Below are 22,244 nucleotides of genomic sequence, written 5' to 3'. Positions count from 1 at the left end.
GACATCGGTACCGTCGGTGAGGATATGGACGCGGTGGGGAAACCTGAACCGCCCCTTTCGTTGTCCGACTACAGGACCGTGCCGTGTTTCTTGTCCGGCAGCGACTTCTCGACGTCCTCGTAGAACGCGAACCGGGCGGCGAGCTCGTCGCGGAGTTCGCTCGGCGGCACGATCTCGTCGATCACCGTCTCGCTCGCCATCCGGTGGACGTCGATGTCCTCGCGATACTCCTCACGGAGTTCGGCCTCGCGCTCGGCGCGTTCCTCGTCGTCGTCGATCTCGTCGAGTCGATTGCGATAGACCGCGTTGATCGCCGCCTCGGGCCCCATGATGGCGATCTCGCCCGACGGGAGCCCGAGGGTGGCCTCGGGGTCGTAGGCCGGTCCCGACATGGCGTAGATCCCCGCGCCGTAGGCCTTCCTGACGACGACACACTGTTTCGGCACCGTGGCCGACGAGGTGGCGTAGATCATCTTCTTGCCCTCTTCGAGGATCCCCTCCTTCTCGACCCCCGACCCCGCCATGAACCCCGGCGTGTCACAGAGGTAGAGCAGCGGGACGTTGTAGGCGTCACACTTCCAGACGAACTCGGCGGCTTTCTTGGCCGAATCGGGGAAGATCGCGCCCGCGCGGTGGGCGGGCTGGTTCGCCACGATCCCGACGGGTCGGCCGTCGATACGGCAGAAGGCGGTGACGATCTCGGGGCCGAACTCGGAACCGAGTTCGAGAATCGAGCCCTGGTCGGCGACGCGCTCGATCACGTCGTGCATGTCGTAGCCCCGGTTCGGGCGTTCGGGCACCACCGAATCGATCCCTGCGGGCGAACGCGCGGGCGGTCGGGGGTCGGCGCGCGGCGGTTGCTCGTCCGAGTTGTCCGGGAGGTAGGTGACGAGCTGGGCGACGAGCTCGCGGGCGTGTTCTTCGTCCTCGGCCACGAGGTCGGCACTGCCCGATTCGGCGGCGTGGACCCGCGCACCGCCGAGGTCCTGGAGGTCGATCTTCTCGCCGGTGACCATCTCCACCATCCGGGGCGAGGCGATCGCCATCGCGGACATTCCCTCGACCATCACCGTGAAATCCGCGAAAACGGGGGTGTACGCCGCGCCCGCGATACACGGCCCGTAGAGCACACAGATCTGCGGGACGCGACCCGAGAGCATCGAGTGATTGTAGTAGTACTTGCCGATGCCCTCGCGGTTGGCGAAGAACCCGGTCTGTTGGTCGATCCGTCCCCCGGACGAGTCCATCAGGTAGAGCACCGGCTTCCCGGTCTTGAGCGCGCGCTGTTGCATCCTGAGGAACTTCTCGACGCCCTTGCCGGCCATGCTGCCGGCCTTGACGGTGAAATCGTTCGCCATCACGTGCAGGTCGCGACCCTCGAACTCGGCTCCTCCCGTGAGAAGCCCGTCGGCGGGTAACTGGTCGTCGGCGTCGAACTCGGCGAAGCGGCCGTCCTCGAACGAGAGTCCGCCATCGAACCAGAGATCGAGGCGGTCGCGGACGAAGAGCTTTCCCTGGTCCGAGAGGCGGTCCTTGTACTTCTCGGGGCCGCCCTGCTCGATCTCGGCGATCTCCTTTCTGAGCTGTTTCTCTCGTTCGGTCGGGCCGAGGTCCGGTTCCTCCGTCGCCGCCGATCCAGAGGAACCAGTCGAATCCTCGGACTCCGGCGGGTCGGCGGTCGTCGCGGGTTCGTCGCCGTCGCCGACGTAGACCTCGATCGACTCGCCGACGTGCTCGGCGAGCGCGCTGCCGATGACGCGCGCTTCCTCGTCGCTCGCCCCGCCGCCGATATGGATCTCCATACCATCCCTCCGCAAGAATTGCGGAAAGCGTTTTCCATGTTCCCGGCGATCGTTCGGGAACTATTCGCGGTCGCCCGGACCGCCGCGTCGGCCCTTGAGCGCACGGTAGGCCTCGACCGAGAACGCGACCCCGCCGATCGCGAGCGCCCCGAGCGCCAGCACCCACGGCCCGCGCTGGTCGTCGTCCTGGGTTCGTGCGTCGTGGTCGTCGGCCACGTCACCCACCGTCCGCGAGCGCGCCTTCGAGCCGGTCGATGAGGTCGCGGTTCCCGAGGTGGACGGGGACACGGTCGTGGAGGTCCTCGGGCTCGACGTCGAGCAGCGAGCGCTCGCCGTCGGAGGAGGCCCCGCCCGCCGCCTCCACGATGGCGGCCATCGGGTTGGCCTCGAACTGGAGCCGGAGCTTTCCGTTGGGATCGGATTCGAGCGCGGGATACGCGAACACCCCGCCGTAGGTGAGGACCTGGTTCACGTCGCCGATCATCGCGCCGCCGTAGCGGAGCTTGAGCTCTTGCTCTATCTCGCGAGCGTAGTCGGTGAACTCGGGCGTCCAGTCGGGCACGCGCCCGCCGAAGCCGTAGACCGTCGGCTCGTTGGGGAGTTCGACGCCCTCCGTCGCGACGTGGCGCTCGCTGTCTCGCGGGCTTTGCCCGCTCGACGAATCCGAGGCGCTTCGCGCCTCGCTGTCCTCGATCACGTACTCGGTGGTGGTGCCGTCGACGGCGGCCATCATCGTCGTGATCGGGCCGTAGAGGGTGTAGACCGCAGCCACGAGGTCGTGCCCGCTCGCCGGCAGCGGCGCGTCGTAGACCCCGACGATGGTGCCCATCGAGTTGTTGGGCTTGATGTTCGAGGAGCCGTCGAGCGGGTCGACCGCGACCGCGAGCCCCGAGCCGTCCTCGATCACCTCGTCGCGTTCCTCGCTGGCGTAGCTTCCGACGCCGTCGATAGCGAGCAAGCGCTCTTCGAGCAACCGGTCGGCGTGGACGTCCGCCGCGAGCTGCGTCTCGCCGCTCGGGTTCTCGCCGTCCTGGTACTCGCGCCGGCCGACCAGTCCCCCCCTGATCTCGGGGGCGGTCTCGGCGAGGGTGTCGAGGACCGCCTCGACGGTGTCGCTCATTCGGACAGCGCGGCGTCGACCGACGCGCCCTCGTGGATGACGGCCCCGAGCGCGTCGAGGATCTGGGTGGGGTTCTCGCGCTGCCAGACGTTCCGGCCCACGGCGAGCCCCGACCCGCCGGCGTCCATCACGGCCTTCACGTCGTTGAGGAACGCCTCGTCGGAGACCTTCGACCCGCCGGACATCACGACCTCGATGCCGTTCTCGCCGCCGGCGGCCTGGACGGTGTGCTCCATGGCCTCGCGGCTGCCGGGGTACTTGACCTTCGCGACATCGGCCCCGAGTTCGAGCGCCTCGCGGGCGGCGTAGGCGATGGTGTCGCCGCTCGTGTCGTTCTTGAGCCCCTGCCCTCGGGGATACGACCACATCACCATCGGCAGGTCGTGGTCGCGGGCGGCCTCCTGGGCGTCGCGGAACTCCTCGGCCATCGCGATCTCGTTGTTCGACCCGCCGTAGAGGGTGAAGCCGAGCGCGTCCGCCCCGATCTCGGCGGCGTACTCGACCGAGCAGTTCACCGCGCTGTCGGGCTCGCCCATCCAGAGGTTCGAGGTCCCGTTCAGCTTGACGAGCAGGGAGACGTCGTCCTCGTAGGAGGGGTAGTAGCCCTCGGCGACCCCCTTCTGGACCGCGAGCGAGGTGACGGCGTCGTGGGTGGCGGCCTCGAACACCGTCTCCGGGTCCATCCGTTCGGGGAGGTCGGTGAAGTCCGAGGGGCCGTGTTCGAGCCCGTGGTCGTAGGCGAGGATCAGTATGTTGCCGTCGCGTGCGAGCGGCGAGTTCTCGAGCGGAAGCATCGGTCGGACGTCCGCCGAGGACCGACTAATAGTTTGTGTGAGCCCGCCGAATCAACGCCCCCGACGGTTCGACGCAACGATCGTGAGGAACGTCGGGGAACGGATAGAGTATAAGTGTCCCCGTCACAGACGGGACAGATAATGAGCACCGGCATCACGATGGCCTCGATGTCGACCTACGCCATTCTGGGGTGCGGAAGCGTCGGCTACGCCGTCGCCGAGGACCTCGTCGACGAGGGCAAGGACGTCCTCATCATCGACGTCGACGAGGGCCGGGTCGAGGCGCTTCGTGACCAGGACCTGAACGCCAAGACCGCGGACATCGGCGACGAGGCGGTGCCGGAGGCGGTCGCCGACCGCGACGTCCTCCTGATCCTCTCGACGGATATCGAGGCCAACCGGGCCGCGATCGAGAACGTCCGGGCCGACGGCAGCGAGCAGTTCATCATCGCCCGGGCGTCGGACCCGGTGACCGCCGACGAGCTCCGCGAGGCGGGGGCCGACGCCGTGGTCAACCCCTCGAAGGTGATCGCCGACGCCGCGCTCCGCGCGCTCGAAACCGGCGAACTCGAACACAAGGCCCGCCGGCTCGCCGACGTCCTCGACGAGACCGAAGAACAGCTCGCGATCCTCGCGAACGACAACCCGGGCCCGGACTCGATCGCGAGCGCGGTCGCGCTCCAGGCGATCGCCGAAGCCCGCGGGATCGAAGCCGACATCCTCTACGACGGTGAGATCGGCCACCAGGAGGACCGCGCGTTCGTCAACCTGATCGGGGTCGAGCTCCTCGCGCGCGACGCCGTCGAGTTCGACGCCTACGACCGCCTCGCGCTCGTCGACCACGCCCAGTCGATGGAGCAGGCGATCGAGCGCCCGATCGACGTGTTGATCGACCACCACGAGCCCGAAGAGGAGTACGAGGCGGCGTTCGTCGACGTCCGCGCCGACGTCTCCTCGACCTCGACGATCCTCACGAAGTACGTCCAGGAGTTCGACCTCAACCTCGACGAGGCGGTCGCGACCGCCCTGCTCTACGGGATCCGGGCCGAGACCCTCGACTTCAAACGCGATACCACGCCCGCGGACCTCACCGCGGCGTCGTACCTCTATCCCTTCGCCGACCACGACACGCTCGAACAGGTCGAATCGCCCTCGATGAGCCCCGAGACCCTCGACGTGCTCGCCGAAGCCATCAGAAACCGCGACGTCAAGGGGTCACACCTCGTCTCGAACGCGGGCTACATTCACGACCGCGACGCGCTCGCGCGCGCGGCCCAGCACCTCCTCAACCTGGAGGGGGTGACCACCTCCGCGGTCTTCGCGATCGACGACGAGCGGATCACCCTCTCGGCGCGTTCGAAGGACATCCGGATCAACGTCCGGAACGTGCTCGAGGACGCCTTCGACGAACTCGGCGAGGCGGTGGGCCACTCGACCGACGCCACGGTCACCATCCCGCTCGGCATCTTCACCGGGCTCGAGACCTCCGACGACAACCGCGAGACGCTGCTCCGGCTCACCGAGCAGGCGGTCAGACGAAAGCTCTTCGCCGCACTCGGCGTCGACGACAACGGGAACTAGGCGGTGGCCTCGGCCTCGCTCTCCTCGTCGGGTTCGCGGAGGCGCTCGATCACGTCGCTCACGAGAACGATGTCGCCCACCGACCGGACCCACCGGAACGGCACGATCACCCCAGCAGCACCGCGTGCCCGCCCCGAGAGCGCCTCGCGGTTCAGCCCGCCGACCGCGAGCCCCGTGACGAACTCGGTGTCGAGGTCGAGCCGCACGTCCTCGATCTCGCCGACGTAGGTGCCGTTCGTGGAGTAGACGTCACGGCCGACGAGCGTCCCGATCTCCGTCTGTGTCGCATCCATATCCGGAAGTGCCCCGACGGGAACTTAACTGTTGGCGAGTCGCGGTCGGCCGATCCCTCGACCGAGCGCCGCCGTGGACGCCGGGATCACCCGGTCGAAGAAGGGAATCGTCTCGTCGACCGTTAATCCCACATGGGGAGTGGGGAGGGGGGTTCGACGACGGCGGGCACGGAACGGCGTTCTCACTCACGCGCCGGCGTGTAAGCTTCGTTGTACGCGACGCAGTCGTGGAGGTCGTCCTCGCCGAAGCGCTTGAGGTGGCCGCCGACGACGTAGAGCGTTCCGTCGATCACGCCCGAGACCGCCCCGCCCCGGAGGTGGGTTGGCTCCGGGAGGTCGGTCTCGAACGCGTCGCTCGCGGGGTCGTAGCGGTGGGCGATGGGTTTGTAGCGGTCGATTGTCGACTCGCCCTGCCAGAACATGCCGTGGGTGAGGTACGCCCGACCGTCGATCACGGGATTCGAGTGGGTCGCGTAGGTGCCCGCCATCGGCGTCGGGGTCGCGTACTCCCACTCGCCCGCCGCGAGGTCGTAGCGGAAGTTCGAGTCCGTGGGACCGGTCGTTCCGCGGAGACCGCCGATGGCGTGGAGGTACTGGTTCCCGTCCACGTCGAACAGCGCGACCGTCGGCCAGCGTTTGGCCTCGGGCATCCGGGCGAGGTCGGGGTCGGCCACGCGTTCGGCTTCGGGATCGAACGTCCAGAGTCGGCGCTCGTCGTAGGTGCCGGGGACCCCTTCGCCGTCGAGGCCGTGGTCGGAGGCGGTCTCGGCCTCGTGGTCGCCGGTGCCGCCGCCCACACAGTAGATCAATCCGTCCTGCGGGTTGTAGAGCCCGCCCATGACCCAGTTGGGGTAGGGACACCGCACGCCCGCCGACTCGGAGAGGTTCGTCCAGCCCTCGTCCGGCCGGTACCGGAAGACGAGGTCGGTCGGCGAACCGGAGCCGTAGGGGCCGTCGTCGGGTGCGCCGCCGAAGCTGTAGACCGCATCGTCGGTCGCCACACCGCAGAGCCCCCAGAGCGCCCGCGGGAGGTCGGGCAGACGTTCCCACGCCCCCTCCGAGCCAGCCCCGGGGTCGTAGACGAACGCGTGCGCGGTCGCGTCGAGTTCGACCGCGGTCTCGATCCCCCCGAAGAAGTGGAGTTTGCCGTCGAGCACGCCGCCGCCCGCGTCGCTACCCACGACCGGTAAGGGCGCTTCCTCGCGCCACTCGCCGGGCGAGTCGTCAGGTGGTTCCGGGGTCGACGTCGCGGTCTCGGTGGCGGTCGGTTCGGCCGTCGCGGTGTCGGTTTCCGTCGTGGTTTCGGTGGCCGTCGCGGTGTCGGTGGCCGTCGCGGTGTCGGTTTCTGTCGCTGTTTCAGTGGCCGTCGACGGTGTCTCGGTCCGCGTCGGGGTCGACGACGCCGTTCGCGCGGTGGCCGCCGTCCGGTCGGNGGTGGTCGCCGGTCCTCCCGTCGTCGCCGATCCGGTGGCGGGCGACGGTCGGCCGTCGGTCGTGGCGACGCGCCTGCCGGCGGTCGCCGCCGGCGACCCGGAGATGATGGTCTGCTCCTGGACGGCCGTCGTCCCGTTCGCGTCGGCGCGTTCGGATCCGGTTCCCGTCGGTGCCGAGGAGTCCGTCTCCGTTCCGTTCTCGGAGCCGTCGTCGTTCGTCCCGAACTGGCAGCCGGCGGCTGCGGCGAGGCTCCCGACGGTGAGGGCTCGGAGGGCGGTTCGGCGGGACCATTGCGGGGGGTGGTCGTCGTTCATGGCGGGGTCGTTCGGTCGACGGCGGGTACGGTAGTCGGCGGCGGAGTGGATGGCCCGGGGTCGTCCGGGTGGTTGGGGTTCGAGGGCCTACGCGGCTTCCTCGTCTTCCTCGATGAACTCGGGGTCGGCGAAGGCGCTTTCGAGGCTCCCGAGACCGTTGAGCCACTCGGCGACCGGCCCGTAGCCGATCTCCTCGACGGTCTCGGGTTCGAGCGCCGCGCCGTCGATGATACGCGTGCCCGCCTGCGCACAGTGTTCGAGCGCGTCGTCGAACGCCTCGCGCTCCTCGGCGGCGCTCGCGGCGCTGAGCCGTTCGTCGATCGGGTTCTCGTCGACCCCCTCGGCGACGTAGAGTTCGGCGGCGTAGAACACACAGACGAGGGAGGTCTGGACGCCGTCGACCAGCAGCAGGGTCTCCTCGTCCTCGATCTCGACCTCCGAGAGCACGATCTCACGGATGTCGGCGAGTTCGGCGATCGCGGCCTCGTCGTCGAGTTCGCCGTCGTCGTAGTCGGCGATGACCTTCGTGACCGCGATCGCGGCGTCCTCCTGGAGGTTCCAGAGCAGGCGCGCGGCGTCCTCGTCCTCGGGGTCGAGCTCGGCCTCGCGCAGGCGGTCGAGCCAGTTCTGCCAGCGTTCGTCGGTGTAGTACGCCACTGGGGGTTCGCTCATACCTCCACGAACGCGTTGCTGTTGATAGGCCTTTTCGTTAGCCCGAGTCCGTGTCAATACCGTACACCTGTGCCGGCGTCTCGACGTGGGCGCGCCGCACGGCCTCGTCGTGACCGTTTTCGAGCAGCCACCGCACCCGTCGCGGCACCGTCTTCGGCCCCAGAACCGCTCCTGGCCTATCGGGGTCGTCGATGAAGTCCGTCTCCATCAGGAACGGCTCGCCCGCCTCGGCCGCCGTCTCCAATCGGTCCTTCTCGCTCATCACGCTCGGCGTCGGGCCGGCGAGCCGCCCGCCCGCGTAGTGTTTCACCACTCGATGCGCCGGTAACCCGCGTTCCTCGGCCCACTCCGCGACCTCGGTGAGGTCGTCGGTGGCCTCGGTGTGGAGCTGGACCGCGCAATCGTGTTCCGCCCCGAGCGCGAGCGCGTGCCGCAGGGCCGCGTTCGAGGCCTCCCACACCTCGTCGCCGACCTCGTAGTGGGGCCGGCCGGACTTCAGCGCGAGCGCCGCGCCCGACGAGACGTACTCGGCGGCGACGTCGAGACCGGACCGCATCAGTTCCCCCGCCGCTTCCGGGGAGAAGCCGCGGTCCGTGAGGTGGGTCACGAGCCCCGGATGCACGCCCAGCACGGGCCACGCGCGCCCGTCGAGAACCTCGGTGGCCTCCGCCACGACGTCGATGGTGGTCTCGAACGCGACCCGGAAGTCGTCGGCATCTTCGACCTCGACGCCGAGGGTCCACGACGGTTTGTTGACCACGAGGAGGTGGGTGCCACCGACGTTCGCGAAGTCCGCCACCGCGTCGAGACCCTGCCCGTGGTCGGGGTCGAGGTGGAGGTGGTTGTCGAGAACCGGCGTATCGAGGTTCATGCGTATCCCACCGACGGCGCGGAGAAGTCGGTTTTCCTTCACCCGAGCGTGACGGCGTCGTGGGCGGCGTTGCGGAGCGCGTCCGAGCGCCCGTGTTCGCCGGGCGCGATGACGAGCGTCGCCACCCCCCGTCGGGCGGCGTGTTCGAGCACCGGCTTGAAGTCCGTATCCCGCGAGGCCACCGCGAGCACGTCGAGGTCGCCGATCGCGGCGGTGGCGTCGACCGCGAGTTTGACGTCGACGTCGCCGCTCGTGATGCGGACCTCGAACCCGCGCGCCTCGGCGGCCTGGATCAGCCCCGGCGTGGCGTGTTCGTCGAGGTAGAGCCGGGTGATCGCGAGGGTTCCCATCTCCAGCGCGGCGGCACGGACGTCGTCGAGGTCGACGTCGAACTCGTTCCGGAGGACGTTCGGGCCGTCGACGAACAGCCCGACCGATGGCTCGCGCTCGCCCGTCGACACCGCCTCCCGAAGGGAGTCGAGCATTGCACGCGATCGCTTCCCCCCGCTCAAAGCCGTGCCGGTGTTCGCCCGCGTGTGTCACCGGCAGTCCCCGTCAGCCGGTCCCCCTCACTCGGCCCGTGCGCCGACCTCGACGGTGAGCCCGCCCGGTGCCTCGACGTAGAAGCCGTACCGGCCGTGCTGGACGGTCGGCTCCATCGGGTCGAAGCCGTCGTCCGCGAACCGCTGGTGGAGGTCGTCGACCGTCTCCCGATCCCCGAGATAGAACCCGAGGTGGCTCGGCGACTCGGCTCCCGCGCCCTCACCGGCGTTCATCAGCGTCAGTACGAACCCGTCGTCGTCCGCGAGCACCGCGATCCGCTCGTTGATCGTCCGTCGTTTCAGCCCGAAGTACGTCGTCATGAACCCCCCTGCGCCCTCGATATCGTCGACGGGGAGGTTGACGTGATTCACGTTCATGGATGGGTTCCCGACGACCGTTGGTCGGCGAGGCTCATCACCGTTCGCCGCTCTCGTTTCGAATTCTCCAGGGTATTATTTAGAAAAATCTAAGTAATATTTAATATTGGCACGTCCATTGACTGGGGTGGAACAATGGTCGAACGACCCAGTCACGGTCGACGACGGTTTCTGAAAGCCATCGGTGCCGGCGCATTGCTCAGCGGTCTCGGTGGCGTCGCGTCGGCGACGCCGGGGCGCGAACCCGGACCGAAGGAGGGCGAGGTCCTCGTCGGGGTCTCGGAGACCGAGGACGGGATGCGGACCGCCGTCGAACGATCGGTCCCCGGCAACGCCGAGGTCGTCCACGAGAACGAGGAGCTGAGCTACGTCGCGGTGAAGTTCCCGGCCCAGGCGGCCACGGTCGCCCGGACGAACTTCATCGAGGCCGTCACGAGGAAGGACCACATCAAGTACGCCGAGGAGAACACCACCTACGAGGCGCTCTACCGGCCAAACGACCCGCGCTACGACGACCAGTACGCCGACCAGCAGGTCAACGCGCCGACGGCCTGGGACGAAACCCTCGGGAGTTCGGACGTCACCGTCGCGGTGGTCGACCAGGGCGTAAAGTACGACCACCCGGACCTCGAAGGCAACGTGGCCGCGGACCCGGGCGAGGACTTCGTCGACGGGGACTCGGACCCGTACCCCGACGACCTCGCCGAGGAGATCCACGGCACCCACGTCGCGGGCATCGCGGCCGCGGACGTCGACAACGGTGCGGGGGTCACGGGTATCGGCAACTCGACAGTCATCTCGGGGCGCGCGCTGAGCGAGGGCGGGCGAGGGTCGACCAGCGACATCGCCGACGGCATCCAGTGGGCGGCCGACCAGGGCGCGGACGTGATCAACCTCTCGCTGGGCGGCGGTGGCTACACCCAGACCATGAAGAACGCGGTGTCCTACGCGACCGGCCAGGGTTCGTTGGTGGTCGCCGCCGCGGGCAACGACGGGACCGAAGGCGTCTCCTACCCCGCGGGCTACTCCGAATCGCTCGCCGTGTCGGCGCTCGACCCCGACGAATCGCTGGCGTCGTACTCCCAGTACGGCGATTCGGTCGAGCTCGCCGCGCCCGGCACCAACGTCCTCTCGACGTGGCCCGAACCCGGCACCCCTTACGACTCGATCTCGGGGACCTCGATGGCGACCCCCGTGGTCGCCGGCACGGCGGGGCTCACGCTCGCGAAGTGGGACCTCACCAACACCGAGCTCCGGAGCCACCTCAAGAACACCGCCATCGACGTTGGTCTCTCGGAGACCGAACAGGGCTCGGGACGGGTCGACGCCGGCGACGCCGTCACGACCGACCCCGCGGACGCCGGCGACGGCGGGGACGGCGGTGACGGTGGAGGCGGCGACGATGGCGAGTCGACCACCGGATCTATCGACGGGTCCCTCTCGGGCTCCGCGGACTACGACGACTACACCGGGTCGTGGACCTACGACTCGCCGAGCACGGTGACGGTCGAGCTCGACGGGCCGAGCGGGACCGACTTCGACCTCTACCTCAACACCGGCACGAGTTCGGCCGCCGGGCCGAGGAACTACGACTACACCTCCCGTTCGCCGGGCAGCGACGAGACGGTCACCATCGACGGCCCCGACACGTCGACGGCGCTCCAGATCGACGTCGACTCCTACAGCGGTGCCGGCGATTACACGCTGACAATCACCGAGTCGACGTAGCTTCCCACCTCACCGATTTTCGACCCATCTGCCCATCACTGGCAAGCGGACGACTGATACTCACGGTGACCCAACGGGTAGGTATGTCCGATGACAACCCCCACGAGCGCGACGTGACGCTCGCGAAGGAGAAGGAGGAGGCCGAACAGGAGACCGAGGAGGCGGAGGAGGCCCGCGAGGCCGAAGCCGAGCGGAAACGAGAGGAGGCCGCCGAGGGCGAGGTCGAGGTCGAATCCGAACAACGCGAGGAGGCCGCCCGCGAGGTCGAGAACCCCGACAATCACCGAGACGAGCAGCCCCACAACAGCTGATCCCGGCGAACGGGTTCGTTCGGGTCGATCGTTCCTATTCCTCGCGACCGACGGCCGCGAGCAGCTCTTCGTGTGCCGTGCCGTTCGAGGCCACGAGGCCGTCGCTGTCGTGTCGCCACCGCTCGCCGTCGAGGTCGGTCACGGTACCACCGGCCTGGCGGATCATGTGCGCGCCGCCGACCGTGTCCCACGGGCTCATCCCGGCGGTCGCGACGGCGGCCTCCAGCGAGCCACCCGCGACCGCCGCGAGCGTGGCGTGCGAGCAGCCGAACCGCCGGATGTCGCCGAACCGGCTCGCGAGCGCCCCGATCGTCGCGGTGTAGTCCTCGAGCCGGCGCTCGCCGAGCAGGATCGGGACGACCGCGAACGTCTCGGGGTCCTCGCGGCCGCTGACGCGCACTGGATCGCCGTTGAGCCGTGCGCTTGAGCCGTCGGCGACGTAGGTATCGGAGAGCGCGGGCAGGACCGTCGCCGCGGCGACCGGTTCGCCGTCGACCACGGCCGTCACGCTCGTGCCCCAGATCCGGAGGCCGCGGACGAAGTTGCTCGTGCCGTCGATGGGGTCGATGACCCACGACGGTCCCTCGTCGGGGACCCGTTTCAGCGCGTCGTCCTCCTCGCCGACGATGGCGTCGTCAGGGAACCCCTCGCGGATGGTCTCGATGACGCGTTCCTGTGCCGCACGGTCGGTCTCGGTGACGAGGTCGGTCTTGCCGGTCTTTGTCTCGACCGACAGCTCCCCACGAAACGAGTCGAGCGCGAGGTCCGCGCCGGCTTCCGCCGCGCGCACCACGAGGTCGGCCCGTCGGTCCGTATCGTTCATAGGAACCGTTGGGCCGCAGGCGGTCAAAAGCCGTCGGGTGTCCGCCCGGCGGTCGCGTTCCCCGCCACCTTTGGTCGTCGGCGGCGAACGACGGCGCGATGGTCGACGTCGCCGACTACTGGCTCGTCCGTTTTTGCTTCCGGCGTGCCCTCGGGCTGGTCTACCTCGTCGCGTTCCTCGTCGCCGCCAACCAGTACCCCGCGCTCCACGGCGAGGACGGTATCCTCCCCGCCGCCGACTTCCTCGACCGGGTGGACTTTCGCGACGCGCCCGGCCTCTTCCAGTTCGACGCGAGCGACCGGGTTCTCGCCCTCTCCGCGTGGACCGGCGTCGGGCTCTCGGTCCTCGCGGTCACCGGGCTCTCGGACGCGTTCGGCACCCCCGTCTCGATGGTCGTCTGGGGGGCGCTCTGGCTGCTCTATCTCTCCTTCGTGAACGCCGGTCGGACGTTCTACGGGTTCGGCTGGGAGTCACTGCTACTCGAAACCGGCTTCCTCGCGGTCTTCCTCGGCGGGATGCACACCGCCCCGCCCGACATCGTGGTCTGGTTGCTCCGGTGGGTGCTCTTCCGGGTGATGTTCGGCGCGGGCCTGATCAAGCTCCGTGGCGACCCCTGCTGGCGGGACTTCACGTGTCTGTTCTATCACTACGAGACCCAGCCGATGCCGAACCCGCTGAGCTGGTCCTTCGACAAGCTCCCGAGGCCGCTCCACCGGGCCAGCATCGGGGTTCATCACGTCATCGAACTCGTGGTTCCCTTCTTCTACTTCGCCCCCCGACCGTTCGCGTGGGTCGCCGCGCTGGCTGGCCTGCTGACCATCGTCTATCAGGCCTGGCTGATGGTTTCGGGGAACTTCGCGTGGCTCAACGCCCTCACCATCGTGCTCGCGCTCTCGACGTTCGACGACGCGCTCTTCGAGGGAGTCGCGGGATTCACCGCACCCGACCTCGCTCCAATCGGGCTCCCGCTGCAGGTCGCGGTCTACGGACTGCTCCTTTTAGTCGTGGTCCTGAGCTACTGGCCGGTTCGGAACCTCGTGTCGAGTTCGCAGTCGATGAACCGGAGCTTCGACCCGCTGCATCTGGTGAACACCTACGGCGCGTTCGGCTCGATAACGAGAGAGCGCTACGAACTCGTCGTCGAGGGGACGCGCGACGAGGGCGAGGATCCCGAGTGGCGGACCTACGAGTTCAAGGGCAAACCCACGGACCCGGGGAGGCGACCGCCGCAGTGGGCTCCCTACCACCTCCGGCTCGACTGGCAGCTCTGGTTCGCGGCGATGACCGCGCGCCCGCGCCGCGAGTGGTTCCCACGCTTCGTGGAGAAACTCCTCGACGGCAACGAGGACGTCCGCTCGCTGCTCGCGCACGACCCGTTCCCCGACGAGCCACCCGCCCGGATCCGGGTTCGGCGCTACCGCTACGAGTTCACCTCGCGCGCCGAGAGGCGCGAGACGGGCGACTGGTGGCGGCGGGAGTTCGTCAACGACTACTACGATACTGCCTCGCGGAGCACGCGCCGCTCCCGGGTGTTCTGACCGAGGTTCGACCCGCAATGGCATCTCGTCAGTCTGGGTGCGGTCGGCGCGCGCTCGCAGTCGTGGGCGAACGGACGTGAGCGCGCGACCGCGAACACTGTGCGAGGGATGAGCGAACGAAGTGAGCGAATCGGTTGGGGAGGCGTGTGGCTGATGCGGGGCGGTTGCGGAGGTGATAGTAGTCGTACTGCGAGTGACCGAGCGAAGCGAGGGAGCGAGCAGCCTTTTTAGTCCAGGTTTTTGCGACGAGTGGTTGGCGAACGGAGTGAGCCAACCCGAGGAGTAAAAAAGTGGAAGTGGAAACGATTAGGTCGCGCGGCACGACGCCATCGACATGGACCTCCGTGACCCGCCGCTCAGCGACGAACACGACGCCAGCGGCGCGAAGACCACCGAGTTCGGCGGCTGGGAGATGCCCGTCGAGTTCGACTCGATCCGTACCGAACACGCGGCCGTCCGCGAGTCGGCGGGCAAGTTCGACGTCTCGCACATGGGCCAGATCGAGGTGTCGGGGCCCGATGCCGCCGAGCTCCTGAACCGACTCACCACCAACGACGTGGCGAGCCTCGATCCCGGTGCGGCACAGTACGCGATGATCACCGACTCGGAGGGGGTCGTCCTCGACGATACGGTCGTCTATCGGCTGCCCGCCGAGCGCGACGCCGACTTCCTGTTCATCCCGAACGCGGGTCACGACGGGGAGATGGAAGACCGGTGGGTCGACCACCGCGACGAGTGGGGGCTGGAGGCCACCGTCGAGAACCGGACGACTGACTACGCGATGGTGGCGGTCCAGGGACCGAAGGCGGTGGAACTCGTCGGAGGAGCGGTCGATGACGCACTCGCCGACCTCGGGCGGTTCTCGGCGACGGCTACGAGCCTCGACGGCGTCGAGGTCGTCGTCGCGCGCACGGGCTACACCGGCGAGGACGGCTTCGAACTCCTCGCGCCGTGGGAGGATGCGACCGCGGTCTGGAACGCCTTCGACTGTCAGCCCTGCGGCCTCGGCGCGCGCGACACGCTCCGCATCGAGGCGGGCTTCCTGCTCTCGGGCCAGGACTTCGACCCCGACGAGAACCCCCGAAACCCCATCGAGGCGGGCGTGAGCTTCGCGGTCGACCTCGACACCGAGTTCGTGGGTCGGGACGCGCTCGCGGCGGTCGCGGAGTCCGGACCCGAAGAACGGTTCGTGGGCTTCGAACTCGAAGCACGCGGGATCCCGCGTCACGGCTACGAGATCAGCGCGGACAACGAAGTCGTGGGCACCGTCACGAGCGGCACGATGAGTCCGACCCTCTCGACCCCGCTCGGGATGGGCTACGTCCCGAGCGCGCTCGCCGACCCGGACACCGCGATCGCGGTTCACGTCCGCGGCGAGCCGAAAGACGCACGTATCAGGCCGCTCCCGTTCTACCAACGATGAGCTTCGAAGTTCCCGAGGACCGGCACTACCTGGAGAGTCACGAATGGGCACGAAAGGACGGGGAGACCGCTCGCATCGGCATCTCCGCGTTCGCCCAGGACGAGCTCGGCGACATCGTCTTCGTCGAACTCCCCGAGGAGGGCGACGCGGTCGCACACGACGAGGAGTTCGGCGTGGTGGAGTCGATCAAGGCGGTCTCGGACCTCTACGCCCCGGTCTCGGGCACCGTCTCGGCGGTCAACGACGACGTCTTCGACGCACCGGAGCTCCTCAACGAGGACCCGTACGGCGAGGGCTGGCTCCTCGAAATCGACCTCGAGGACGGGAGCGAGTTCGACGACCTGCTGGACGCCGACGCCTACCGCGACCAGATCGAGTAGTCCGAGTCGTCACCGAACCGGGCAACCGAATGGGGTCCCGATTCGGGTCGTTACAGCCGATTCAATGCTTCGACGTGGCCTGCACGCCGAGGGTCTGGGCGACGATCTTTCCGTCTCGAACCACGAACGTGTCGGTCGCGAACTCGTAGTCGGTCTCCGGCGTGTCGGCCTCCCAGGTGATGTAGGCGTACTCGCCCTCGACGGTCTTTTCGTTCAACGTGAACGTCACGTCGGGCTTTTCGAACTCGGTGAACAGTTCGGTCTCGAACCAGTCGCCGATCGCCTCGCGCCCGCGGTAGACCTCGCCGTGGGTGATGACGACGGCGTCGTCGGCGTAGTCCGCCATCGTCGCCTCGATGTCCTGGTCGCCGAACGCCTCCAAGTGGTGGTCGAGAACGTCTTCGGTCGTGCTCATGGTATTGCTGTCCTTCCCGCTCGGCCTCGGGAACGGGACGAAACGATGGCTCGCCACGGTCTTAACTGTTCGTTCGGGATGGTCGACCCGCCTCGAACGACGGTCTGATATGCCCACCCACGAAGGGTCTACCAATGCCGTCTCACGCCACTTGTGGGTGGTCTCGCCGATGAGTCACGACCGACGCGGTCCGGGTGCCGAAACCGGGAGCCCGTTCGCTCCACAGACCGCCGAGGAGACGGCGGCGATGCTGGACGCCGTCGGCGTCGAGAGCGAGGAGGCCCTGTTCGACATCCCCGAGGCGGTCCGCTTCGAGGGCGACCTCGGGATCGAACCGCGTGGCGAACGCGAGCTTCGGGGCGAGCTGGCGTCGTTGCTCGACGGGAACGACGACCTCACCGAATTCCTCGGTCGGGGCCACTACGACCACTACGTCCCCTCGATGGTCGACCACCTCTCCGACCGCTCCGAGTTCCTCTCGTCGTACACCCAGTACCAGCCCGAGGTCGCCCAGGGGTTCCTCCAGGCGCTCTTCGAGTACCAGTCGATGCTGGTCGAACTCACGGGTCTACCGATAGCGAACTGCTCGATGTACGACGCCGCGAGCGCGCTCGGCGAGGCCGCGACGCTCGCGCTCCGCTCGCGGTCGGTCTCGGGCACGCGGATCCTCGTCCCCGAACACCTCCAGTCGGGCCGTCGCGAGGTGCTCGAGAACTACCTCACCGGGACCGACGCCGTCGTCGAGACCTACCCGATGGACGACGGCAACGTCGACGTCGACGCGCTCGCGGAGTCGGTCGACGGGGACTGCGCGATGGTCTACGCCGAGAACCCCACCGTGCGAGGAACCGTCGAGGAGAACCTCCAGGCGGTCGGCGACCTCGCCGACGACGATGCGGTGTTCTGTCTCGGCTCGGACGCGGTCGCGCTCGCCCTGCTCTCCGAACCGGCAGCGGTCGGGGCGGACGTGGTGGTCGGCGACGCGGCGCTCGGCCTCGGCACCAGCGGCGGGATGGGGCTCGGGCTGTTCGCCTGTCGCGAGGGATTCCTCCGCCAGGTCCCCGGGCGGCTCGTCGGCGCGAGCGAGGACCGTAGTGAGAGGCGGGCCTACACGCTCACCCTCCAGACCAGAGAACAGCACATCCGGCGCGAGCGCGCGACCTCGAACATCTGCACCAATCAGGCGTGGGTCGCGCTCCGGGTCGCGATGCACGCCGCCTGGCTCGGCCCCGACGGGCTGGTGAGCCTCGCCGAGGACTGCGTGCGACACGCCCGCGACCTCGCCGAACGGCTCGACGGAATGGACGGGATCACGGCACCGGTCCACGACCGTCACCACGTTCGGGAGTTCGCGGCGCGAACCGACCGACCCGCCGCGGACGTGCGCGCCGACCTCGAAGAACGGGGGTTCGCGGTTCACGCGATCGACGACCACCTGATCCAGGTCTGTGTCACCGAGACGAACGTCGAGCACGCCGACGACCTCGTCGAGGCGCTGGAGGTGGTCGCGTGATCACTGTCGCGGCGAAGCCGCTCTCTACTCACGCTCGACACCGGAGGTGTCTCGCGTGAACTACGACCAAGCACGGTGGACCGAAGGCGAGGAGGTCTACGAACCCCATCTCGCCGAGAAGCGCTCGACCGAGGTCGCGGTCGCGGACTCCCCGCTGCCCGACGACCTCACCCGCGACGAACTCGACCTCCCCGACCTCTCGGAGCCGGAGCTCGCGCGCCACTACACCCGACTCTCACAGATGAGCTACGGCGTCGAGAGCGGCCCGATCCCGCTCGGGAGCTGTACCATGAAGTACAACCCGACGTTCACCGAGGACGTCGCCGCTCTGCCCGGTGCCGGAACCCACCCCGACCGGTCGGAGGGGACGGTGCAGGGGAGCCTCGAACTCCGCTATCGGCTCCAGGAGTATCTCGCGGCGATCGGCGGGATGGAGAGCGTCACCCTCCAACCGCCGGCCGGGGCGGCCGGCGAGTTCACCGGGATCCTCGTGGCGAAGGCCTACCACGAACACCACGACGAGGAAAGAAGTGAGATCATCGTGCCCGAGAGCGCGCACGGGACGAACTTCGCGAGCGCCGCGCTCGCGGGCTACGACGTGGTCGAACTCCCGAGCGCCGAGGACGGGCGGGTCGACGTCGAGGCGCTCCGGGCGGCGGTGAGCGAGGACACCGCGGCGCTGATGCTCACCAACCCCAACACCCTGGGACTGTTCGAGCGCGACATCGAGGAGATCGCCGAGGTCGTCCACGAGGCCGGCGGGCTGCTCTACTACGACGGCGCGAACCTCAACGCGCTGCTCGGTCGCGCCAGACCGGGCGACATGGGCTTCGACGTGATGCACTACAACGTCCACAAGACGTTCGCGACGCCCCACGGCGGCGGCGGGCCGGGTGCCGGACCGGTCGGCGTGAGCGAGGCCCTCGCGCCGTTCCTCCCCACCCCACAGGTTCGGGCGACGGATTCGGGCTACGAGACCTTCGAACCCGAACGGACCATCGGCAAGGTCCACGGCTTCGCGGGCAACTGGCTCGTCCTGGTCAAGACCTACGCCTACATCGCCCGACTCGGCGACGCGGGGCTCGCCGACGCGAGCGCGAAAGCAGTGCTGAACGCGAACTACCTCGCGAGCCGGATCGACTACGAGATACCCTTCTCGCCGTTCCATCACGAGTTCGTCGCGAGCGCCGGCCGCGATGCCGCCGACGTCGCACGGCGGATGCTGGACTACGGGGTCCACCCGCCGACCACGAAGTGGCCCGAGGCCGTCGACGAGGCGCTGATGACCGAACCCACCGAGGCCGAGACCCGCGACTCGCTCGACCACCTCGCGCGGGCGTTCGACCGGGCGGCCGCCGACAGCGATGCCGACCTCGAAGCCGCCCCGGAACGAACGGCGGCACGGCGGATCGACCAGGCGAGCGCCGCCCGGAACCCGCGGCTCTCCTGGCAGGCGCTCGACGAGTAGGTCCCTCAGTCCCGCTCGCGAACCAGTTCGTTCGCCCGCGCGAGGTCGGCGGGCGTGTTGACGTTGACCAGCCAGCCGTCGCACCGGACACCGACGATCCGCGCGCCGTCGGCGATCCGACGGCCGATGGCGTCGCTCATCTCGAACTCGCCGCGCGAGGAGCGCTCGACCGCCCGACAGGCGTCGAGGAGCGCCGGCGTCGCGGTCTGGACGCTCGCGGCCACGAGGCTCGGGTCGGGCGGGTCCTCGGGTTTGTTCTCCCAGCCGACGAGTTCGTCGTTCGCGTCGAGGACGCAGACCATCTTCTCGCGCGCCGCGCTCGCAGGGGCTTCCTCGACGAGGACCGTCCCGTCCACGGCCGGATCGCGGTGGCGCTCGACCAGCCGCCGGAGGTCGCACGAGACGACGCCGTCGCCGTCCATCACCACGAACGGCCCGTCGAGGTGTTCTTCGGCGGCGAGGAGCGCGTGCGCCATCCCGTCGCGCTCGTGCTGGACGGCGTAGCGGATGGGGACCCCGGCGAACGCCTCGCCGTAGCGCTCACGGATCTGACCACCTTCGTAGCCGACGACCACGACCACCTCCGTCACCCCGAGGTCGACGAGCCGCTCGAAACAGTGGGTGAGGATCGGCCTACCGCCGACGTCGAGCAACCCCTTCGGCGTCTCGGCGGTGAGCGGTCGGAGGCGGGTCCCCTCGCCGGCGGCGAGCACGACACCCTTCACGGTTCGGCCTGTCGACCGGCGACCAAAACCGTTGGGGTGGGTATCCTCAAGGCCGCCCGCTCGGCGGTGCCGTCCGTCGCTCTCCCCCTCGGGATGGGTGAATAGCTTTATGTACGTATCACGCGAAACGCTATGAAATGAAGCCGTGTCCACTCTGTGAGGAACCGCTCCCGGATGGCCGCCCCCGTCATCGGGTCGTCCTCGAGGTCGAGGACACCACCCGGTCGTCGAACCAGATCACGGCCGACGAAACCCAGATCAGGCGGTACTGCGTCGACCAGCAGGTGTGTCTCGACTGCTGGGACGACCTGGAAACACGGCTCGCGTAGCGCCTCGAACCACCGTTCTCCCGAACCACCGTCCGTCGTCGAGCCACGCGTCTCCGACGGATTTCCCACCCACGCTCGAACGCCGACGAGCGTGCAGACATTGTTCCATTCTGCTTGACTATCAGCTATCGTCTTTCCTTCATGCATTTTTCGTACTCTGTATTGATTTAGTCTATTTCTCCTGTCGATTCAATGCGTTGGACCTAAATTGTTGTTATAGGATATCTTCGAAAATATTCATATCGAGAGCGCGTCTCCGGTAGAACGCAATGTCCGATACCGACGAACTCCGGACGTACCTGCAGAACCACCCGAAAACCCTCTCGGCGCTGTTCGGTCTGATGGTCCTCCTGACGCAGGTCGGGCCCGTGGCCGCCGGCAACAACGGCGGTATCAGCGGCCCGTAGGTCAGAGCGTATCGAGGTCCAGCCGCTGGCTCCAGCGGAGGTCGCTCCCGATCCGGACGGGGGCGTCCTCCAGTTCCAGAAACGTCTGTAGGTCCGCTTTCGTGACCGTGAACGTCCCTACGAGCCCGGAGGAGACGTAGTACTTGTCGTTCTCCCTGAAAAAGGGGACGACCAGGCTCCCGATCCCCTGTCTCGAGGTCAGGTAGATGGTGTAGTCAACGGTGAACGTCTCGCCGGTCCGTTCGATCCGACAGAGGTTCGGAAAACTCCCGGCCGGTTGGGCCAGCGCGAAGCCACCGTCGCCGACGACGAGATACTCGTCGCCCACGATGCTCTCGTCGCGGGCGACTTCGAGCGCGGCCCGCAGCGGGAAACCGGCGTTGAGCAGGCCCGCGAGCGTCTTTCCCATCGTGACGGCTTCGGCGTTGAGCACGTCCGAGAGGGTGACGATGCCGCCGATGGAGCCCTTCCGGATCAGGCTCATGCCCTGCTCGTAGGACTGGCAGGCGTTGAGCAGGAAGGCGTCGACCCCGACCGAGTCCAGCGTCGCGGCGTCGAGCGTGCCGTCGACGCACTCGAAACCGCCGTCGTCCACGTGGCCGACGTAGTGGAGGAGGTCGGTCCGCTTTTCGAGGAGGGCACGGAGGTCGCGCGTGGTGAGGTCGCGCTCGACGGCGACGTCGAACGGGAGGTCCCGGTCGCCGTAGATCGTATCGACCAGCCCCCGTTCCTCGTCCATCTCCGGGTCGTTACAGACCACCCGAACGGTGATGTCGCCCTCCGTCGGCGTGCGGTCGAGGCGGTTCCGGTAGGCCTCGACCGTGGCCTTGCTCGCCCCCACCGGCGTCCCGTCGCCGACCCACGTCCGTTCGAGCGACGCGCCGGAGTCGGGTTTCACGAACCCCGTTCGGGCGGTGCGCCGAGCCGGTTCGCCACGGCTCGTGCTCCTGGTGAACGCGCCGGCCACGTCGGAGCGGTCGGCGGTTCGGACGTCGGCGTCGGCCGGAACGGTTTCGGCTCGGTCCGCGGCCGCCGCCGTCTCGCTACAGCGAACGACGGCGAGGTCGTCGACGAGGAAGGGGAGCATCTCGACGCTGTCGGGGGTGGGCTCGACGTGGGCGGTGAGCTTCCACTGGGGCAGGTGTGGTTCGATCGTCTCGAAGGGGACGTCGAGGGCGGCTTCGAGCCGGGCCGCCAACGGGCGGTCGTAGAGTTCGGCGAGGTCGAGTCCCAACTTCGATTCCAGCACCGAGCGCTCGTGGAGGGTCACGGGGTACAGCCCCTCCGTTCTGGTGAGACAGTCGAGGAAGAAGGCGCGCTTGAGGGTGCGCTCGACGGTGGCCTCGAAGCCGGCAGGGCCGTCCAGGGAGTATTCGAGTCCCG

23 protein-coding genes are annotated in these 22,244 nt (G+C 68.3%); 10 read left to right on the top strand and 13 right to left on the bottom strand.

Features of this window, described 5'->3' with window-relative positions; all coding sequences use genetic code 11:
• Positions 1 to 68 precede the first annotated feature (68 nt).
• From C447_RS06685 to C447_RS06675, 4 genes are read right to left on the bottom strand one after another with little or no spacing between them, the layout of a single operon-like run.
• Positions 69 to 1,802, bottom strand: a complete 1,734-nt coding sequence (locus C447_RS06685; RefSeq protein ID WP_007692156.1) for an acyl-CoA carboxylase subunit beta — start codon at positions 1,800 to 1,802, stop codon at positions 69 to 71.
• Positions 1,803 to 1,862: 60 nt separating this feature from the next.
• On the bottom strand, positions 1,863 to 2,018 hold the full coding sequence (locus C447_RS17890) for a hypothetical protein (RefSeq protein ID WP_153300729.1): 156 nt from the start codon (positions 2,016 to 2,018) through the stop codon (positions 1,863 to 1,865).
• 1 nt (position 2,019) lies between these two features.
• Positions 2,020 to 2,922 (bottom strand): class 1 fructose-bisphosphatase, encoded by a 903-nt coding sequence (locus C447_RS06680; RefSeq protein WP_007692154.1) that lies wholly within the window; start codon positions 2,920 to 2,922, stop codon positions 2,020 to 2,022.
• Complete coding sequence (locus C447_RS06675) at positions 2,919 to 3,716, bottom strand: class I fructose-bisphosphate aldolase (protein WP_007692152.1); 798 nt, start codon at positions 3,714 to 3,716, stop codon at positions 2,919 to 2,921. Before C447_RS06675 ends, C447_RS06680 begins: the two co-directional genes overlap by 4 nt.
• Before the next feature lie 141 nt (positions 3,717 to 3,857).
• Here C447_RS06675 and C447_RS06670 point away from each other — a divergent pair, with 141 nt between their 5' ends.
• Entirely contained in the window at positions 3,858 to 5,297 is a 1,440-nt protein-coding gene (locus C447_RS06670) for a DHH family phosphoesterase (protein ID WP_007692150.1), read from the top strand.
• Here C447_RS06670 and C447_RS06665 read toward each other — a convergent pair.
• The 5 genes from C447_RS06665 to C447_RS06640 form a co-directional block, all read right to left on the bottom strand.
• Positions 5,294 to 5,590, bottom strand: a complete 297-nt coding sequence (locus C447_RS06665; RefSeq protein WP_007692148.1) for a PRC-barrel domain-containing protein — start codon at positions 5,588 to 5,590, stop codon at positions 5,294 to 5,296. The genes C447_RS06670 and C447_RS06665 overlap by 4 nt on opposite strands.
• 1,835 nt (positions 5,591 to 7,425) lie before the next feature.
• Complete coding sequence (locus C447_RS06655; protein WP_007692146.1) at positions 7,426 to 8,010, bottom strand: DUF2150 family protein; 585 nt, start codon at positions 8,008 to 8,010, stop codon at positions 7,426 to 7,428.
• A gap of 37 nt (positions 8,011 to 8,047) precedes the next feature.
• A complete protein-coding gene (locus C447_RS06650; protein ID WP_029602021.1) occupies positions 8,048 to 8,881 on the bottom strand; it encodes a TatD family hydrolase in 834 nt (277 codons plus the stop codon).
• A gap of 38 nt (positions 8,882 to 8,919) precedes the next feature.
• Entirely contained in the window at positions 8,920 to 9,366 is a 447-nt protein-coding gene (locus tag C447_RS06645) for an NYN domain-containing protein (RefSeq protein WP_007692144.1), read from the bottom strand.
• 84 nt (positions 9,367 to 9,450) lie between these two features.
• Positions 9,451 to 9,801 (bottom strand): VOC family protein, encoded by a 351-nt coding sequence (locus C447_RS06640; protein ID WP_007692143.1) that lies wholly within the window; start codon positions 9,799 to 9,801, stop codon positions 9,451 to 9,453.
• A 135-nt stretch (positions 9,802 to 9,936) separates the two neighbouring features.
• Here C447_RS06640 and C447_RS06635 point away from each other — a divergent pair, with 135 nt between their 5' ends.
• Entirely contained in the window at positions 9,937 to 11,529 is a 1,593-nt protein-coding gene (locus C447_RS06635; RefSeq protein WP_007692142.1) for a S8 family serine peptidase, read from the top strand.
• Between the two features lie 83 nt (positions 11,530 to 11,612).
• Positions 11,613 to 11,840: a hypothetical protein gene (locus tag C447_RS06630; protein ID WP_007692138.1), complete on the top strand. Its 228-nt coding sequence runs from the start codon at positions 11,613 to 11,615 to the stop codon at positions 11,838 to 11,840.
• A gap of 34 nt (positions 11,841 to 11,874) precedes the next feature.
• Here the strand turns inward: C447_RS06630 and C447_RS06625 are convergent, their stop codons facing one another.
• Complete coding sequence (locus C447_RS06625; RefSeq protein ID WP_007692136.1) at positions 11,875 to 12,663, bottom strand: inositol monophosphatase family protein; 789 nt, start codon at positions 12,661 to 12,663, stop codon at positions 11,875 to 11,877.
• Between the two features lie 98 nt (positions 12,664 to 12,761).
• On the opposite strand from C447_RS06625, the gene C447_RS06620 reads away from it, so the two are divergent.
• The 3 genes from C447_RS06620 to gcvH all read left to right on the top strand — a co-directional run bounded on the left by C447_RS06620 (position 12,762) and on the right by gcvH (position 16,004).
• The gene (locus tag C447_RS06620; protein ID WP_007692134.1) at positions 12,762 to 14,201 is read left to right on the top strand and encodes a lipase maturation factor family protein; all 1,440 of its coding nucleotides are present in this window, start codon (positions 12,762 to 12,764) and stop codon (positions 14,199 to 14,201) included.
• Between the two features lie 334 nt (positions 14,202 to 14,535).
• On the top strand, positions 14,536 to 15,624 hold the full coding sequence (gcvT, locus tag C447_RS06615; protein WP_007692132.1) for a glycine cleavage system aminomethyltransferase GcvT: 1,089 nt from the start codon (positions 14,536 to 14,538) through the stop codon (positions 15,622 to 15,624).
• A complete protein-coding gene (gcvH, locus tag C447_RS06610) occupies positions 15,621 to 16,004 on the top strand; it encodes a glycine cleavage system protein GcvH (protein WP_007692130.1) in 384 nt (127 codons plus the stop codon). The genes gcvT and gcvH overlap by 4 nt, the downstream gene beginning before the upstream one ends.
• A 61-nt stretch (positions 16,005 to 16,065) precedes the next feature.
• Here the strand turns inward: gcvH and C447_RS06605 are convergent, their stop codons facing one another.
• Positions 16,066 to 16,419, bottom strand: a complete 354-nt coding sequence (locus C447_RS06605) for a nuclear transport factor 2 family protein (protein ID WP_007692128.1) — start codon at positions 16,417 to 16,419, stop codon at positions 16,066 to 16,068.
• Positions 16,420 to 16,588: 169 nt separating this feature from the next.
• Here C447_RS06605 and gcvPA point away from each other — a divergent pair, with 169 nt between their 5' ends.
• Entirely contained in the window at positions 16,589 to 17,932 is a 1,344-nt protein-coding gene (gene gcvPA / locus C447_RS06600; RefSeq protein ID WP_029602020.1) for an aminomethyl-transferring glycine dehydrogenase subunit GcvPA, read from the top strand.
• Between the two features lie 55 nt (positions 17,933 to 17,987).
• Positions 17,988 to 19,400: an aminomethyl-transferring glycine dehydrogenase subunit GcvPB gene (gene gcvPB, locus C447_RS06595; protein ID WP_007692124.1), complete on the top strand. Its 1,413-nt coding sequence runs from the start codon at positions 17,988 to 17,990 to the stop codon at positions 19,398 to 19,400.
• Between the two features lie 5 nt (positions 19,401 to 19,405).
• On the opposite strand, the gene C447_RS06590 is transcribed toward gcvPB, so the two are convergent.
• Positions 19,406 to 20,125 carry a sugar phosphate nucleotidyltransferase gene (locus C447_RS06590; protein WP_007692115.1) on the bottom strand — a complete coding sequence of 240 codons (720 nt, stop codon included), beginning with the start codon at positions 20,123 to 20,125 and terminating at the stop codon, positions 19,406 to 19,408.
• Between the two features lie 137 nt (positions 20,126 to 20,262).
• On the opposite strand from C447_RS06590, the gene C447_RS06585 reads away from it, so the two are divergent.
• A complete protein-coding gene (locus C447_RS06585) occupies positions 20,263 to 20,454 on the top strand; it encodes a hypothetical protein (protein ID WP_007692112.1) in 192 nt (63 codons plus the stop codon).
• A gap of 269 nt (positions 20,455 to 20,723) precedes the next feature.
• The gene (locus C447_RS18120; RefSeq protein WP_007692111.1) at positions 20,724 to 20,861 is read left to right on the top strand and encodes a DUF7503 family protein; all 138 of its coding nucleotides are present in this window, start codon (positions 20,724 to 20,726) and stop codon (positions 20,859 to 20,861) included.
• Between the two features lies 1 nt (position 20,862).
• Here C447_RS18120 and C447_RS06580 read toward each other — a convergent pair.
• A partial coding sequence (locus C447_RS06580) for a hypothetical protein (protein ID WP_007692109.1) occupies positions 20,863 to 22,244 on the bottom strand: 1,382 nt, incomplete at its 5' end.

Source organism: Halococcus hamelinensis 100A6 (assembly GCF_000336675.1).
GTDB lineage: Archaea > Halobacteriota > Halobacteria > Halobacteriales > Halococcaceae > Halococcus > Halococcus hamelinensis.
This window is presented reverse-complemented; position numbering and strand designations above follow the sequence as displayed.

What these genes read in the sequence shown, in the direction of transcription:
- C447_RS06685 (WP_007692156.1), bottom strand. Translation starts at nt 1,802, where the DNA reads ATGGAGATCCATATCGGCGGCGGGGCGAGCGACGAGGAAGCGCGCGTC.
- C447_RS06680 (WP_007692154.1), bottom strand. Translation starts at nt 2,922, where the DNA reads ATGAGCGACACCGTCGAGGCGGTCCTCGACACCCTCGCCGAGACCGCC.
- C447_RS06675 (WP_007692152.1), bottom strand. Translation starts at nt 3,716, where the DNA reads ATGCTTCCGCTCGAGAACTCGCCGCTCGCACGCGACGGCAACATACTG.
- C447_RS06670 (WP_007692150.1), top strand. Translation starts at nt 3,858, where the DNA reads ATGAGCACCGGCATCACGATGGCCTCGATGTCGACCTACGCCATTCTG.
- C447_RS06665 (WP_007692148.1), bottom strand. Translation starts at nt 5,590, where the DNA reads ATGGATGCGACACAGACGGAGATCGGGACGCTCGTCGGCCGTGACGTC.
- C447_RS06655 (WP_007692146.1), bottom strand. Translation starts at nt 8,010, where the DNA reads ATGAGCGAACCCCCAGTGGCGTACTACACCGACGAACGCTGGCAGAAC.
- C447_RS06650 (WP_029602021.1), bottom strand. Translation starts at nt 8,881, where the DNA reads ATGAACCTCGATACGCCGGTTCTCGACAACCACCTCCACCTCGACCCC.
- C447_RS06645 (WP_007692144.1), bottom strand. Translation starts at nt 9,366, where the DNA reads ATGCTCGACTCCCTTCGGGAGGCGGTGTCGACGGGCGAGCGCGAGCCA.
- C447_RS06640 (WP_007692143.1), bottom strand. Translation starts at nt 9,801, where the DNA reads ATGAACGTGAATCACGTCAACCTCCCCGTCGACGATATCGAGGGCGCA.
- C447_RS06635 (WP_007692142.1), top strand. Translation starts at nt 9,937, where the DNA reads ATGGTCGAACGACCCAGTCACGGTCGACGACGGTTTCTGAAAGCCATC.
- C447_RS06630 (WP_007692138.1), top strand. Translation starts at nt 11,613, where the DNA reads ATGTCCGATGACAACCCCCACGAGCGCGACGTGACGCTCGCGAAGGAG.
- C447_RS06625 (WP_007692136.1), bottom strand. Translation starts at nt 12,663, where the DNA reads ATGAACGATACGGACCGACGGGCCGACCTCGTGGTGCGCGCGGCGGAA.
- C447_RS06620 (WP_007692134.1), top strand. Translation starts at nt 12,762, where the DNA reads ATGGTCGACGTCGCCGACTACTGGCTCGTCCGTTTTTGCTTCCGGCGT.
- gcvT (WP_007692132.1), top strand. Translation starts at nt 14,536, where the DNA reads ATGGACCTCCGTGACCCGCCGCTCAGCGACGAACACGACGCCAGCGGC.
- gcvH (WP_007692130.1), top strand. Translation starts at nt 15,621, where the DNA reads ATGAGCTTCGAAGTTCCCGAGGACCGGCACTACCTGGAGAGTCACGAA.
- C447_RS06605 (WP_007692128.1), bottom strand. Translation starts at nt 16,419, where the DNA reads ATGAGCACGACCGAAGACGTTCTCGACCACCACTTGGAGGCGTTCGGC.
- gcvPA (WP_029602020.1), top strand. Translation starts at nt 16,589, where the DNA reads ATGAGTCACGACCGACGCGGTCCGGGTGCCGAAACCGGGAGCCCGTTC.
- C447_RS06585 (WP_007692112.1), top strand. Translation starts at nt 20,263, where the DNA reads ATGAAGCCGTGTCCACTCTGTGAGGAACCGCTCCCGGATGGCCGCCCC.
- C447_RS18120 (WP_007692111.1), top strand. Translation starts at nt 20,724, where the DNA reads ATGTCCGATACCGACGAACTCCGGACGTACCTGCAGAACCACCCGAAA.